Source organism: Stutzerimonas chloritidismutans AW-1 (assembly GCF_000495915.1).
GTDB lineage: Bacteria > Pseudomonadota > Gammaproteobacteria > Pseudomonadales > Pseudomonadaceae > Stutzerimonas > Stutzerimonas chloritidismutans.
This window is the reverse complement of record NZ_AOFQ01000074.1, coordinates 64,098-78,356: the sequence shown is the minus strand read 5'-3', so window position 1 is coordinate 78,356 and position 14,259 is coordinate 64,098. Positions and strand designations below refer to the sequence as shown.

10 protein-coding genes are annotated in these 14,259 nt (G+C 63.6%); 4 read left to right on the top strand and 6 right to left on the bottom strand.

The features are described 5' to 3' along the window. Both F753_RS48245 and F753_RS48240 read right to left on the bottom strand, forming a co-directional pair. Complete coding sequence (locus F753_RS48245; RefSeq protein WP_023447177.1) at positions 1 to 1,962, bottom strand: methyl-accepting chemotaxis protein; 1,962 nt, start codon at positions 1,960 to 1,962, stop codon at positions 1 to 3. A gap of 137 nt (positions 1,963 to 2,099) precedes the next feature. After that, complete coding sequence (locus F753_RS48240; RefSeq protein WP_023447176.1) at positions 2,100 to 3,695, bottom strand: response regulator; 1,596 nt, start codon at positions 3,693 to 3,695, stop codon at positions 2,100 to 2,102. 215 nt (positions 3,696 to 3,910) lie between these two features. Here F753_RS48240 and F753_RS48235 point away from each other — a divergent pair, with 215 nt between their 5' ends. Next, positions 3,911 to 4,969, top strand: coding sequence for a DUF2333 family protein (locus F753_RS48235; protein ID WP_023447175.1), 1,059 nt, complete (start codon positions 3,911 to 3,913; stop codon positions 4,967 to 4,969). Between the two features lie 77 nt (positions 4,970 to 5,046). Here the strand turns inward: F753_RS48235 and F753_RS48230 are convergent, their stop codons facing one another. From F753_RS48230 to F753_RS48215, 4 genes are all read right to left on the bottom strand, one after another. After that, positions 5,047 to 6,384, bottom strand: coding sequence for a sigma-54-dependent transcriptional regulator (locus tag F753_RS48230; protein ID WP_023447174.1), 1,338 nt, complete (start codon positions 6,382 to 6,384; stop codon positions 5,047 to 5,049). Between the two features lie 124 nt (positions 6,385 to 6,508). Further along, positions 6,509 to 8,101, bottom strand: a complete 1,593-nt coding sequence (locus F753_RS48225) for a sensor histidine kinase (protein WP_023447173.1) — start codon at positions 8,099 to 8,101, stop codon at positions 6,509 to 6,511. Continuing rightward, positions 8,091 to 8,324 carry a PP0621 family protein gene (locus F753_RS48220; RefSeq protein WP_023447172.1) on the bottom strand — a complete coding sequence of 78 codons (234 nt, stop codon included), beginning with the start codon at positions 8,322 to 8,324 and terminating at the stop codon, positions 8,091 to 8,093. The genes F753_RS48225 and F753_RS48220 overlap by 11 nt, the downstream gene beginning before the upstream one ends. A 116-nt stretch (positions 8,325 to 8,440) precedes the next feature. Then, positions 8,441 to 9,430, bottom strand: a complete 990-nt coding sequence (locus tag F753_RS48215) for an outer membrane protein assembly factor BamD (RefSeq protein WP_014819064.1) — start codon at positions 9,428 to 9,430, stop codon at positions 8,441 to 8,443. Positions 9,431 to 9,635: 205 nt separating this feature from the next. Here F753_RS48215 and rluD point away from each other — a divergent pair, with 205 nt between their 5' ends. The 3 genes from rluD (at position 9,636) to clpB (ending at position 14,078) form a co-directional block, all read left to right on the top strand. Then, the gene (rluD, locus tag F753_RS48210; protein ID WP_023447171.1) at positions 9,636 to 10,610 is read left to right on the top strand and encodes a 23S rRNA pseudouridine(1911/1915/1917) synthase RluD; all 975 of its coding nucleotides are present in this window, start codon (positions 9,636 to 9,638) and stop codon (positions 10,608 to 10,610) included. Next, on the top strand, positions 10,607 to 11,341 hold the full coding sequence (pgeF, locus tag F753_RS48205) for a peptidoglycan editing factor PgeF (protein WP_031298506.1): 735 nt from the start codon (positions 10,607 to 10,609) through the stop codon (positions 11,339 to 11,341). The genes rluD and pgeF overlap by 4 nt, the downstream gene beginning before the upstream one ends. Positions 11,342 to 11,513: 172 nt before the next feature. Further along, positions 11,514 to 14,078, top strand: coding sequence for an ATP-dependent chaperone ClpB (gene clpB, locus F753_RS48200; protein ID WP_014819067.1), 2,565 nt, complete (start codon positions 11,514 to 11,516; stop codon positions 14,076 to 14,078). Positions 14,079 to 14,259: the final 181 nt, after the last annotated feature.

The following is a 14,259-nucleotide window of genomic DNA, read 5'->3' as shown; positions in this document are numbered from 1 at the left end:
TCAGAATCTGAACGCCTGGGTCGCGCGATCCAGTTCGCTGCCCAGCTGCAGCATCTGCGCACTTTGCTCACGTCCCCGGCTGATGTGATTCAGGTTGGCGTCGCCGAGCTGGTGGATACGCTCACTGTGTCCGCGAATCTCGCCCACCGCTTCGCCCTGCTGGGCGGTCGCCTGGGCGATCTGTTCGGCCATGCGGCTGATGGTGGCGATGGTCGAGACGATCTCGTCCAGTGCCTGATCGGCACTTTCGGCGAGGTTCGCCGTGCTTTGCGCATGCTCGACCTGGCTGCGCATCGCCTCGACCGACTGTCGTGCCGCCAGTTGCAGGCGACCGATCAGTTGCTGGATCTCCTCGGTCGCACCGCTGGTGCGCTGCGCCAGTGAACGCACTTCGTCGGCCACCACGGCGAACCCGCGTCCATGCCCGCCGGCGCGGGCCGCCTCGATGGCGGCATTGAGCGCGAGCAGATTGGTTTGCTCGGCGATGGAGCGGATCACCGTCAGCACGTTGCCGATGGTGGTGGTTTCGTCGGCCAGGCGTTCGATCGCCGCCGCGTTGTCCTGCACTTCGCTGACCAGCCCATGCAGGCCGGTCAGGCTCTGGCCGATCACCTGCTGACCCTGATGCACGGCGCGCGCCGCAGCGCGGCTCGCCTCGGCGGCTTCTCCGGCACCATCGGCGACCTGCTGGATGGTGGCCTCCAGTTCGCTCAGCGAATCGCGTATCTGTGCGGTATCGCCGGTCTGGCGCTGGGCGCCTTCGTGCAGGTCGCTGCTCATTTCGTCGAGGCTTCGACTGCTGGCGGCGACCTGGGTCGCCTGCTGGCGCAAGGTTCCGACCAGGCCAAGCAGGTAGCTGCGCAGGCGATTGAGCGAGCTTTCGATATCGGCAATCTCGCGGATCTTCGACTCGATCCGTGCATCGCTGGCGAAGTCTCCCTCGGCCCATTCCGAAAGTGCCGGCACCAGCTGACCGAGAGCTCGGGTCAGCTGGCGTTGCAGACGATCGATGGCCAGGGCGATCAGCAGGATCAGCAGGATGATGCCGCCCTGCAGCATGCGCACCTCCGCCTGGATACGACCATGCTCGGCGCGTACCGCCGGCTCCAGCTCGGCCAGGGCCTGTTGCACGGCATCGATCTTGCCGGCGCTGCTCTGCAGCAGCTCGCTGCGCTGGCGGATCAGCTGCCGGGTGCGCTGCAGCTCGGCCGGATAGCGCTTGATCAGGCTGGTCAGCTCGCGCTTGAGCGCAACGCCCTGGTCTTCACTGGTCTGCTTCGCGGCATCGCCGAGGTCGAGCAGGGCGGCGAAATTGCTTGCGGCCGACTGCTCGGCTGCGAGCACGCCGAGTAACGGCAGTGCCTCGAGCTTTGCGGCGTCCTGTTCGAGGTTTTGCAGGGCCTGCTCCACTTCGCTGGCCAGCTCATCCCGGCCGGAGGCGACCAGCTTTCCCCTTGCGTGGCTGAGCCGCAGCAGCTGTTGCCCGGCCGAGAAAAGAGGCTGTTGATAGTGTCGCGCGCTCGGATGATCGGCTCCCGCCTGGTAGTCGTCGAGTTGCGACAGCGCTCCGGCCATTTCGCGTTCTGCCTGCAGCAGCAAGCCCTGCGGATCGCCGGCGAGCTTGCCGGCCGCGAGCAGGTCAGTGGCGGTGAAGCGGACCAGCTCTTCCAGGCTCGGGCGTAGCGTTTCCGTCAGACCATCCGGAAGTTCGATTACGTCGCGCTGGAGATCGGTGAGCGCCTGCTGCGCCTGGCTATGACGCAATGCGTCACCGCTGGCGAGATAGCCCTGAATATTTTCCGCTGCCTGATGCTGGAACTGTTGAGACAGCCCCAGGTAACGCGCCATGAGCAGGTAGGGGCGCTCCATGGCACGCTCGGACCACCAGAGCGTGGCACCCAGCGCGAGACAGACTGCAATGAGCAGCAGGGTGTTGAGAGTGGTGAGCGACTTCAGGCGCATCCTCGCCTCGCAGAACGAATCAGGAGGCTTGCAAGGTATGGCAGTTTGATGTCATTCGCGTTACAGCGAGCGCGGGCCTGTCAGGTCGCCGCCTCTGCGAGGCGCTGTCTGGCGTGGCGATTGGGGTATCCGTCGTGTCAGTAGCGTTCGACGCGATTGCGGCCCCCGTGCTTGGCGCGATACAGCGCTTCGTCGGCCTGTTGGGTGAGCGTCTTGACCTCGGCATCGCCGGCCAGTTCGGTGATACCGCAGCTGAAGGTGCAGCTGAGGTCGTGGGGCTGGGCTGGAAAGCGAATCTCCGCGAAGCGCTGGCGAATCTCGTCGAGCACCTTGCAGGCGGCGTCCGCCGGCGTGTCCGGCAGTACCACGGCGAACTCTTCGCCACCGTAGCGGCCGATGTGATCGGTCTTGCGCAAACGCTGCTTCAGGAACAGCGCCAGGCTCTTGATCACCCGGTCGCCCATGGGATGGCCAAAGGTGTCGTTGACCTGCTTGAAGTGGTCGATATCCAGCATGGCGAAGCTCAGCGGGCTGTTGTCGCGCCGCGCACGGAAGCGAGCATCCTCAAGCAGTTGCAGGCTGTGGGTATGGTTGTAGAGCCCGGTCAGGCTGTCGCGGACGATGCGTGCCTTCAGGCTTCTGGCGCGGGTCGCGCGGGTGCGCACGGTGGCGATCAGGTGACTGGGCTTGATCGGCTTGGTGAGGAAGTCATCGCCGCCTTCGCCCATGGCGTCGAGCTGTTTGTCCAGGTCGTCCTCGGCCGAGAGGTAGATGATCGGCACGCTGACATAGCGCTCGTGTTGACGAATCACCTTGGCCAGTTCGGTGCCCTGGCACTCGGGCATGTACATGTCGAGGATGATCAGGTCCGGTTGAAACTCGGCCAGGGCGCCGATGGCCTGAATCGGCTCGATCAGCGTCTGGGTGACGATGCCGGCGTTGTTCAGCACTCGCTCGGTGTGGGTGGCCTGGGCCCGGGAGTCGTCGATGATCAGTACGCGGATCGGTTCGTAGTGCGCCGTGCGGGTGAATATTTCGATCTTCTCCAGCAGGCTGCTGGCGTCGAGGGTGCCGGTAAAGAACTCCAGGCCACCGGCGCGCACCGCAGCAAGGCGCGTTGGCGTATCGGTTTCCAGGTGGCTGAAGAACAGCATCGGCAGCTTCGGTTCCAGTCCCTGTTGGACCTGCTCGGCGAGGCGCAGCCCTTCGCTCGGACCGTTGAAATCCACTTCCATGACGATCGCGGCCGGATGTCGGCGATGCATCGCGGTACGGAAGGCTGCGACACTGCTGAACGCCTGCGCGGACATGCTGAAGAAGTCCAGCTGGCGCACCAAGTGTTCGGCGCGCTGCTGATCCTGCAGAGCGATGTACACCGGTTTGCTCAGCGGCGGTAGAAACGACTGATTATGCGGATCGCTGTGGCGCAACCCGGTACGCGCCAGACGGTAGATCAGCTGGCTGAGGGTGGAGATGGTGCTGCTGGAGAGACGGCCGCGGTTGTCCCGGATGTCGCTCAGGCAATCTTCGATGCTCAGGGCAAGCTCGCTGTGCTCGGTCTGCTCGAAGCGGTCGGCGAACCGCCGCAGCCGCGTCGTCGCTTCGGTCAGGGCAGCGTGGTAGTCCTCGTTCCATTCGCTGCGTTGCAGTTGCTGCCAAACTTCCAGCACTTCGCGTGCCTGGTGAATGACCCGCTGGGCGAAATGCTGCTTGAGTTCTTCCTGATCCGACATCGCGATTCTTCCCGGTGCACAGGGTGCGCTGCCCTGGCTTTATGGTGGCGGCATGCTATCACTGCGGCGGCGCTTTGGAAGTCCACTGTGCGGTAGTGGTTCTCAATTTGGCGCTGAGTGAGCAGGGGCCCTGCGTTATAGTAAAGACATGTCAGCGCAACGTCTCCGACGTCGTGCGGTCGAACCCCAGAACTCGCGAGAAGGACACATTGCCCATGTTGGACTGGAAGAATCGCTTCGCTCGTCTCGGCCGCTCGAGTGGCCCTTCCGGCGGGGCCGGACGGCGGGAGGGTAATCCGCTTCTGCTGGTTCTTGCCGTCCTGCTGGGCGTGTACCTGCTGGTTACCTTGGTGCTCGGCTGGTACTGGAGCCGCGAACCCGATCTGTTTCCCGTACAGCAGAGTGCCCGCCAGGCGGCCGAGGCCTCGCAGCGGCAGTTGGTCAGCGGCTATACCACCGTGGAAACGCTCAAGCGTGTTGCCAGTACCTTGCTGGATAAGCCGGGTGGCTACCTGAGCAACGATATCGCGCCGCCGGGTCTGTGGTTGGACAACATGCCGAGCTGGGAATATGGCGTGCTTGTGCAGGTGCGAGATCTCGCTCGTGCGCTGCGCAAGGACTTCGCCCGCTCGCAGTCGCAGTCGACCGAGGACACCGATCTGGCCAAGGCCGAGCCGCTGTTCAACTTCGACAATCGCAGCTGGGCATTGCCGACCTCCGAGTCCGAGTACCGCAACGCCATTCGCGGCCTGGATCGCTACCTGGCTCGGCTCAGCGATCCGCAGCCCAAGGCGCTGTTCTACACGCGTGCTGACAACCTTAACAACTGGCTGGGCGATGCCGCCACACGACTCGGCTCGCTGTCCCAGCGCCTCTCTGCCAGCGTTGGCCGGGTGCGGCTGGATGCCGATGTTGCGCCCGAACAGGAGCGTGCGGGCGTCGTGCCGCAGGTCAAGGAGGAGGTCGTCGAAACGCCGTGGTTGCAGATCGACAACGTCTTCTTCGAGGCGCGCGGTCAGGCGTGGGCCTTGTCACATCTGCTGCGCGCGATCGAGGTTGATTTCGCCGACGTGCTGGCGAAAAAGAACGCCACCATCAGCGTGCGACAGATCATCCGCGAGCTTGAGGCCGCTCAGGAGCCGCTGTGGAGTCCGATGGTGCTCAATGGCAGCGGCTACGGCGTGCTGGCCAATCACTCGCTGGTGATGGCCAACTACATCTCCCGTGCCAATGCGGCGATCATCGATCTGCGCAACCTGCTGACGCAGGGGTAAGGCGAGCCCCCAGCGGGGTTTAGGAAGCCTCAGGTTGGCGTCGTGTCTGACTGGCTCGACGCTAACCAGGCTTGCACTCAGTCCAGTCCGAGTTTTTTCAACCGGTAACGCATCGAACGGAAGGTCAGCCCCAGCCGTTGGGCTGCCGCGGTGCGGTTCCAGCGGGTTTCCTCCAGCGCCTGCATGATCAGCTTGCGCTCGATCTCTTCTAGGTGATCTTCCAGGTTGTCGATCTGCGCCAGGCTGGCTTCGCCGTTCTCCGATACGCCTGGGCTGTCTGCCAAGCGTAGATCGCCCGCCTTGATCTCATCGCCCTCGCAGAGTGTGTAGGCCCGCTCGAGCATGTTCTCCAGCTCACGAACGTTCCCTGGGAAGCGATAGTTTTCCAGCTTGGCCAGAGCCTCCGGGTGCAGGCGAGCGCTGCTGTCACCGCACTCCGCTGCAAGACGCCGAAGCATGGCTTCGGCGAGCAGGCCAATGTCTTCGCGACGCTCGCGCAGTGGCGGCACGCGCAGTTCGATGACATTCAAGCGGTAATACAGATCCTGGCGGAAACGGCCTGCGGCCACTTCGCTGGCGAGGTCCTTGTGGGTGGCGCAGAGGATGCGCACATCGACCATTACTTCCTGAGCGCCGCCGACCGCGCGTACAGCCTTTTCCTGGATCGCGCGCAGCAGCTTGACCTGCATCGGCAGCGGCAGGTCGGCTACCTCGTCGAGGAACAGCGTGCCGCCATTGGCGGCCTGGAATAGCCCGGGCTTGTCCTCAATGGCGCCACTGAAGCTGCCTTTCTTGTGGCCGAAGAACTCGCTTTCCATCAGTTCCGACGGGATCGCGCCGCAGTTGACAGGCACAAAGGGCTTTTCACTGCGAGGACCCTGCTCGTGAATCAGTCGGGCCACCAGCTCCTTGCCGCTGCCGGACTCGCCGCTGATATAAACCGGCGCCTGGCTGCGGGCGAGTTTGCCGATCTGCTTGCGAAGGGTCTTCATGGGTGGCGAGCTGCCGAGCAGGCGGCTGTCCACCGGCATTTCCGCTGTGGGCGCCCTCAGGCGCAGGGCCGTGCCGACCAGCTCGCGCAAGCGGTTGAGGTCCACCGGTTTGGTGAGAAAGTCGAATGCCCCAGCCTTGAGCGCGCCAATGGCGGTATCCAGGCTGCCGTATGCAGTGATCATCGCCACCGGCAGTTGCGGGTGCTGTTGCTGAATGTATTGCACCAGCTCCAGGCCGCTGCCATCGGGCAGACGCATATCGGTAAGGCACAGGTCGTAATGCTCGCGGGCCAGGCATTCGCGCGCTTCCTTGAGATTGCGAGCGCTGCGGGTATCGAGTTTCATGCGGCCAAGAGTGATTTCCAGCAGTTCGCGGATATCCGGCTCGTCATCGATGATCAGTGCTTTTTGGCGCGCGGTCATGGTCCTGCTCTTGATTCGTGAAGCGATTGTCGCCGGGGATTGCGGCTGAGGAGCATGTTAACTCCGCCGGCTGTGTCGTGGCTGTCGCTTTGGTCGATGTGTGATGTGTTGCCGGCAGCGAGGCTCAGCTCAGCTTGCGCGGGTGGGCGAAGACGATGCGGAAGCAGCTGCCGCCCTCGGGGCGCTCGCCGTAGTCCAGGCGTGCCTGGTTGCTTTCGCATAGCTCGCGGGAGATATATAGCCCCAGCCCGGTGCCTTTGCTTTCGGTGGTGAAGAACGGTTCGAAGATGTTCTGAAGTTGCTCGGCCGCGATACCAGGGCCGTCATCGAGCACTTCGACGATAGGCAGGTCGCTGGCTTCGTCACGGAACAGGCGGAGCCAGACCTGCGCCCGCGGATTCTGCTGGCCGCTGTAGCGCAGCCCGTTCTGGACCAGGTTGGTCAGCACCTGGGTCAGCTGATTGGGGTCCATGCGGGTCTGCAGCGAGCTGCCCACGGTATCCAGATGCAGGGTCTGCTGCGGGCCGAGCCCCTGGCGGAACTCGCTGGCGAAACGATGCAGCCAGTACTTCAGGTCCAGCAGCTGGGGTTCGGCCTGGCGCCGCCGGGAAAGCTGGAGGACGTTCTCTATCACCAGGTTCATCCGCCGTGAATGATCCTGAATGATCTGTGCCAGGCGGCGGTCAGGTCCGTCCAGTTCTTCGGATTCCTGCAGTAGCTGCGCGGCGTGGCTGATGGCGCCCAGTGGATTGCGGATTTCATGGGCGATGCTGGCTGTGAGGCGGCCGAGGGAGGCGAGCTTGAGCTGTTGTGCCTTCTGTGCGATCTGCGAGATGTCTTCGAGAAACACCAGTGTGTCGAGCTTGTTCCCGTGCTGTAGTGCGGCGAAGCTCGGCTGCAGCGTTGGGCCGCCAGGCGTTGCCCTGAGGTTCGGCGGGCGCAGGGTCGGATTGCCTCGCCACTGTTGCAGTGCCTTGAGCAATTCCGGGCAGCGCGGTGCGAGGCGTTCGCCTGCCAGCGAGTCCTGGCCGAGCAGTTGCAGAGCCCCCTGATTGGCGAGCAGAACGCGCTCCTGCGGGTCCAGCACCATGATGCCGGTACGCATGCGCTGGAGGATCAGCGCGTTGAGCGCCTCCAGGTTCGCCACCTCTTCCGCACGCTGGCGCGCCAGCGTCTCGCTGACCTGCAGGCGGCGAGCCAGCCCCTGAACCAGGAAGGCGGCAGCAAAGCAGAGCGTGCCGAGTGCGCTGGCCTGAACGTACTGGCTGCTGGCTTCGGGGCGTTGAATGCTGAGGTAGAAGGTCAGGTAGATCAGGCCCGTCGCAGCAACCGCGGCGATGAAGAAACCGACCCTGCCACGCAGCAGTATGTTGGCGATGGCAACGGCAACTATCAGCAGGTTGCCGATACCGCTCGGGGTGCCACCGCCGAAGTAGAACAGCCCGGACAGCAGGATGACGTCCATCAGCGCCAGCCCGAGCACGGGCAGATCGCGCTCCGGGTTCTGCACCAGCACGGCGACGATGATGTTGAGGATCAGGTAGATCCAGGCGCCGTACTGAAAGAGCTGCGGGTTGCTCATCTCCAGCAGGTCGTTGTGCAGGTCGGCGCTGATCAGCAGAACCAGCGCCAGGCCGATGGTCAGCCGATAGAGGTGGTACAGGCGGAGAATCCGCCGTCCCTGATCGCCAAAGAAGGTGAGGTTTTCAGTGCCCACCAGGAGTGCTGTCCTGCTCCAGGTGAGCGCGGCTGCAGTACCAACGAGCCTGCGACTGCAGCGCCTGGTCCTGCGGGACGTGCACGCCGCACTGAGCGCAACGCACCATTGGCAGGGTGGTCTGGCGAGGCTTGGGGGCGGCTTTCTTTTGCGCGAAACGGCGCCACAGCCAGAACGCGGCGCCAATCAGTGCAATCCAGAACAGCAGGCGAAACAGACCCATATCGATTCCTTCCTGATTAAGCGTGGTGGCCTGCGATCAATTGAGCCCGGCCACTGCCGGCCCGTTTCGCCGCGCGCGCCGAATGCAAGGACGGCGCTGCGGAAGTCGGTCAGCTGTCAGTCGAACAGGCCGAAGGTCAGGCGGCTCCACCAGGAGCGTTTTTCGCCTTGCTGCTCTGCTTCCTTGAGTACCGGGCGAAGCTCTTCGGGAAGGTCCTGAGCGGCCGTTTCATACTGACGGAGCACATCGCGATTGGCCCGCGAGGTGTCCGGGCGGGGAGCCTCGCCTTCGATAAGGCCGAGGGTGGCCTTGCTCAGCCAGCTGCGGTTGTCGTCTTCCGTCTCGACAGGGGTGAATTTGCCGTCTTCGAGCGTTGCGTGATCCGGGTAGTTGAGCTGCAGAGTCTGCAGGCTGGTTTCGGCGAGATCGTCGAGGCCCAGGCGCTGGTAAGCCTCGGTCATCACGGCAAGCCCGTCGGCCACGGCCGGCGTGCCCTGGAAGTTCTCCACAACGTAACGGCCGCGGTTGGCCGCTGCGACGTAGGCCTGGCGTTTGAGGTAGTAGTGGGCGACGTGTATCTCGTTGGCCGCCAGCAGGTTGCGCAGGTAGACCATGCGTGCCTTGGCGTCAGGCGAGTAGCGGCTGTTGGGGTAGCGGCTGGTGAGCTGGGCGAATTCGTTGAACGAGTCGCGGGCGGCACCTGGGTCGCGCTTGGTCATGTCCAGCGGCAGGAAGCGGGCCAGCAGGCCGCGGTCCTGATCGAAGGAGGCCAGGCCCTTGAGGTAGTAAGCGTAATCGACGTTCGGATGCTGCGGATGCAGGCGGATGAAACGCTCCGCCGCCGAGCGCGCGGCTTCCGGCTCGACGTTGCGGTAATAGGCGTAGATCAGTTCGAGTTGCGCCTGCTCGGCGAAGCGCCCGAATGGATAGCGCGACTCCAGTGCCTTGAGTTTGCTGATGGCGCTGGTGTAGCTCTTGTTGTCCAAGTCGGCCTGTGCTTGCTGGTACAGCTCGACTTCACCCAGATTCTCGTCGACGGTTTCGTTGGATGAACAGGCGGCGGTGAGGGCGAGAATGGCGATCAGCAGCAGGTGTTTCACTTGCATGGCGGCTTGCGTCCCTGTGACGGCTGGCTGTCTCGCGCGGAGCCGTCCTGTTATGATGAGCGCCCCGGTGCGCCGGGACAAAGACGCCGTATTTAAACACAAGCGTGTAGCCGAAACCAAAGGCCGCTCCGCCATCTGCGGTCCCCGGGCTCGTCCGTTACCAACGGATGTCGCCTGCCTCTCTCAGACGAACCTATCTCGCCGTATGTCCACGACTTCCAAACAGGCCATCCAACTCCGCGCCGAAGTGCCGTTTGACCTTGGCGGGCAACGTCTCGATCAGGTTGCGGCGCAGCTCTTTTCCGAACACTCGCGCTCGCGTCTCGCGACCTGGATCAAGGATGGCCTGCTCACCGTGGATGGCGCCGTGCTGCGCCCTCGCGACACCGTGCATGCCGGCGCCGTGCTCGAGCTGAGTGCCGAACAGCAGGCGCAGGGCGAGTGGGTCGCGCAAGACATTCCGCTTGAGATCGTCTACGAGGACGATCAGATCCTGGTGATCGACAAGCCTGCTGGCCTGGTTGTGCACCCTGCGGCCGGCCATGCCGACGGCACGCTGCTCAATGCATTGCTGCATCACGTGCCGGACCTGATCAACGTCCCGCGTGCCGGCATCGTTCATCGCCTGGACAAGGACACCACCGGTCTGATGGTCGTGGCCAAGACGCTGCAGGCGCAGACTCGGCTGGTCGAGCAGTTGCAGGCGCGTAGCGTCAGCCGCATTTACGAGGCGGTCGTCATCGGGGTGATCATTACTGGTGGTACGGTCGACGCGCCGATCGGTCGGCATGGCCAGCAGCGTCAGCGCATGGCGGTGGTGGAGGGGGGCAAGCCCGCGGTCAGCCATTACCGCGTGCTTGAGCGCTTTCGCTCGCACACCCATGTGCGGGTCAAGCTGGAAACCGGGCGTACCCACCAGATTCGCGTGCACATGACCCATCTTGGCTATCCACTGGTCGGTGATCCTCTGTATAGCGGGCGTTTCCGCATTCCGCCGGCGGCAAATCCGACGCTGGTGCAAACGCTTCGCGAGTTCCCTCGCCAGGCGCTGCACGCGCGCTTCCTCGAACTCGATCATCCTGTTACCGGGCAGAGGATGAAATGGGAGTCGCCGTTGCCGGATGACTTCGTCTGGCTGCTGACGCTGCTGCAACAGGACCGAGAGGCCTTCGTCGGGTGAGTGCGTGGGGCGGTGACTGGCTCGTGCCGGAATGGCCTGCTCCGCCCGGCGTTCGCGCTTGTGTGACCGCGCGGCAGGGCGGCGTCAGTCGCGCTCCGTTCGACAGCTTCAATCTGGGTGATCACGTCGGTGATGAGCCTGCCGCGGTGGCCTGGAATCGCCAGCATCTTCAGGACGTGCTCGGTTGCCAACCAGTCTGGCTGGAGCAAGTGCATTCGAGTGTCGCTGTCCAGGCCGCTCCGGGAAATTGCGTGACCGCCGATGCTAGCTGGAGCGAGACGCCGGGTCTGGCCTGTGCGGTACTGACTGCGGACTGCCTGCCGGTACTTTTCTGTGATCGTGCTGCGAACCGAGTCGCCGCGGCTCACGCTGGCTGGCGCGGGCTGGCTGGTGGTGTGCTCGAGGCGACGCTCGAAGCGCTGGCGATACCTGCCGATGAACTGCTTGTGTGGCTGGGGCCGGCGATCGGGGCGGCGGCATTCGAGGTCGGGCCCGAAGTGCGCGATGCATTCCTCGCGCAGCATTCGTCGGCTGCCGCGGCGTTCGTTGCAAGTCGCAACCCGGGACGCTTCATGGCGGATATCTTCCAGCTGGCGCGTATCCGTCTGGCTGCCGCGGGCGTAGACGCGGTTTACGGTGGCGGGTTGTGCACCTTCAGCGATCCGCGCTTCTACTCCTATCGGCGTGCCGCGCGCACAGGGCGCTTCGCCAGTCTGATCTGGCTCGAGTGATATTGGCGCGCTAGCGGTGAAGTCAGCCATGACTCTGCGGTCCTGGCATGACCTGTATCAATGTCATCCGCCTTGAATCTCCAACAATCATCCTCATCTATGCTGCATCTCGCAGGTTTCGTATATGGCGCGAGTCACGGCGCCGGCCTGCTTCACATGAGGATGAACATCCATGCGTATCGATCGTTTGACCAGCAAGCTGCAGCTTGCGCTCTCCGATGCCCAGTCCATAGCCGTCGGCCTGGATCACCCCTCCATCGAGCCGTTACACCTGATGCAGGCGCTGCTTGAGCAGCAGGGCGGCTCGATCAAACCGTTGCTGATGCAGGTCGGCTTCGACATCGCAGCGCTGCGTCAGGCGCTGACCAAAGAGCTCGACCAGCTGCCGAAGCTACAGAATCCCACTGGCGACATGAATCTCTCGCAGGACCTGGCGCGCCTGCTCAATCAGGCTGACCGCCTCGCCCAGCAGAAGGGCGACCAATACATTTCCAGTGAGCTGGTGCTGCTGGCAGCGCTGGACAGCAACACCCGTCTAGGCAAGCTGCTGCTGGCGCAGGGTGTAAGCAAGAAAGCGCTGGAGAACGCCATCAGCAATCTGCGCGGCGGCGATGCGGTCAATGATCCCAACGCCGAAGAATCGCGGCAGGCACTCGACAAATACACCGTGGACATGACCAAGCGCGCCGAGGACGGCAAGCTCGACCCGGTGATCGGTCGTGACGACGAGATCCGCCGCACCATCCAGGTGCTGCAGCGGCGGACCAAGAACAACCCGGTACTGATCGGTGAACCGGGCGTGGGCAAGACCGCCATCGTCGAGGGGCTGGCCCAGCGCATCGTCAACGGTGAGGTCCCGGACGGGCTCAAGGACAAGCGCTTGCTGGCCCTGGACATGGGCTCGCTGATTGCCGGGGCCAAATTTCGCGGCGAGTTCGAGGAGCGCCTCAAGGCGGTGCTCAACGAGCTGTCCAAGCAGGAGGGTCGCGTCATCCTGTTCATCGACGAGCTGCATACGATGGTCGGCGCGGGCAAGGCGGAAGGCGCCATGGATGCCGGCAACATGCTCAAGCCTGCCCTGGCGCGCGGCGAGCTGCACTGCGTAGGTGCCACTACTCTCGATGAATACCGCCAGTACATCGAGAAGGATGCCGCCTTGGAGCGGCGCTTCCAGAAGGTGCTGGTCGACGAGCCGAGCGAGGAGGACACCATCGCCATCCTCCGTGGCCTCAAGGAGCGCTACGAAGTGCACCATGGCGTGACCATCACCGATGGCGCCATCATCGCCGCGGCCAAGCTCAGCCACCGCTATATCACCGATCGCCAGCTGCCGGACAAGGCCATCGACCTGATCGACGAGGCCGCCAGTCGTATCCGCATGGAGATCGACTCCAAGCCCGAAGAGCTCGACCGCCTGGATCGCCGCTTGATCCAGCTGAAGATCGAGCGTGAGGCGCTGAAGAAGGAAGACGACGAGGCCACCAAGAAGCGCCTGGCCAAGCTGGAAGACGACATCGCCAAGCTGGAGCGCGAATACGCCGATCTGGAAGAAATCTGGAAGTCGGAGAAAGCCGAGGTGCAGGGTTCGGCGCAGATCCAGCAGAAGATCGAACAAGCCAAGGCCGAGCTCGAAGCAGCGCGGCGTAAGGGTGATCTGGCGCGCATGGCCGAACTGCAGTACGGCATCATTCCGGACCTCGAGCGCAGCCTGGAGATGGTCGATCAGCATGGCAAGAAAGAAAACCAGCTGCTGCGTAACAAGGTGACCGACGAGGAGATCGCCGAGGTGGTTTCCAAATGGACCGGTATCCCGGTCTCCAAGATGCTCGAAGGCGAGCGCGACAAGCTGCTGCGCATGGAAGACATGCTGCACACTCGCGTCATCGGTCAGCACGAAGCCGTGGTGGCCGTATCCAATGCCGTGCGCCGCTCGCGTGCCGGGCTGGCCGACCCGAATCGTCCGAGCGGCTCGTTCCTCTTTCTCGGCCCGACCGGGGTGGGCAAGACTGAGCTTTGCAAGGCGCTGGCCGAGTTCCTCTTCGATACCGAGGAGGCGATGATCCGCATCGACATGTCCGAGTTCATGGAGAAGCACTCCGTTGCGCGCCTGATCGGTGCGCCGCCGGGCTACGTCGGTTACGAAGAAGGCGGTTACCTGACCGAAGCGGTGCGTCGCAAACCGTATTCGGTGGTGTTGATGGACGAGGTAGAGAAGGCCCATCCAGACGTCTTCAATGTGCTGCTGCAGGTGCTCGAAGACGGCCGCCTGACCGACAGTCATGGGCGGACGGTGGACTTCAAGAACACGGTGATCGTGATGACCTCCAACCTGGGCTCTGCGCAGATCCAGGAGCTGGTTGGTGATCCCGATGCGCAGCGGGCTGCGGTGATGGATGCGGTGGCGCATCACTTCCGACCGGAGTTCATCAACCGTATCGACGAGGTGGTGGTGTTCGATCCGCTCGGTCGCGAGCAGATCGCCGGTATCGCCGACATCCAGCTCGGGCGCCTGCGCAAGCGCCTGGCCGAGCGCGAATTGAGCCTGGAACTCAGTCAGGAGGCGATGGACAAGCTGATCGCCATCGGTTACGACCCTGTCTACGGAGCGCGGCCGCTCAAACGGGCGATCCAGCGCTGGATCGAGAATCCGCTGGCGCAGCAGATACTCTCCGGTCAGTTCGCGCCGGGCAGCAGCGTCAAGGCGCGGGTCGAGGGCGAGCAGATCGTCTTCGATTGAACGGGGTGGTTACCTGCGGGGTGCAGCACACCTCGCAGGTAGCCGTGTTGGAGCAGCGTTTTCGCGGGTGCCGCCGGGTGAACGCAAAGTGTTGTCAGGAATCGCATTTTTGGGGTTGACAGGCGAGCCGGGAACCGTAAAATGGCGCGCCTCTGAGGCGGTAACGTAACGCTGAAGAGCT

Coding starts and splice junctions, on each gene's coding strand:
- F753_RS48230 (WP_023447174.1), bottom strand. CDS start 6,384: ATGACCGCGCGCCAAAAAGCACTGATCATCGATGACGAGCCGGATATC.
- F753_RS48220 (WP_023447172.1), bottom strand. CDS start 8,324: ATGGGTCTGTTTCGCCTGCTGTTCTGGATTGCACTGATTGGCGCCGCG.
- rluD (WP_023447171.1), top strand. CDS start 9,636: ATGTCCACGACTTCCAAACAGGCCATCCAACTCCGCGCCGAAGTGCCG.
- clpB (WP_014819067.1), top strand. CDS start 11,514: ATGCGTATCGATCGTTTGACCAGCAAGCTGCAGCTTGCGCTCTCCGAT.
- F753_RS48235 (WP_023447175.1), top strand. CDS start 3,911: ATGTTGGACTGGAAGAATCGCTTCGCTCGTCTCGGCCGCTCGAGTGGC.
- F753_RS48215 (WP_014819064.1), bottom strand. CDS start 9,430: ATGCAAGTGAAACACCTGCTGCTGATCGCCATTCTCGCCCTCACCGCC.
- F753_RS48245 (WP_023447177.1), bottom strand. CDS start 1,962: ATGCGCCTGAAGTCGCTCACCACTCTCAACACCCTGCTGCTCATTGCA.
- F753_RS48240 (WP_023447176.1), bottom strand. CDS start 3,695: ATGTCGGATCAGGAAGAACTCAAGCAGCATTTCGCCCAGCGGGTCATT.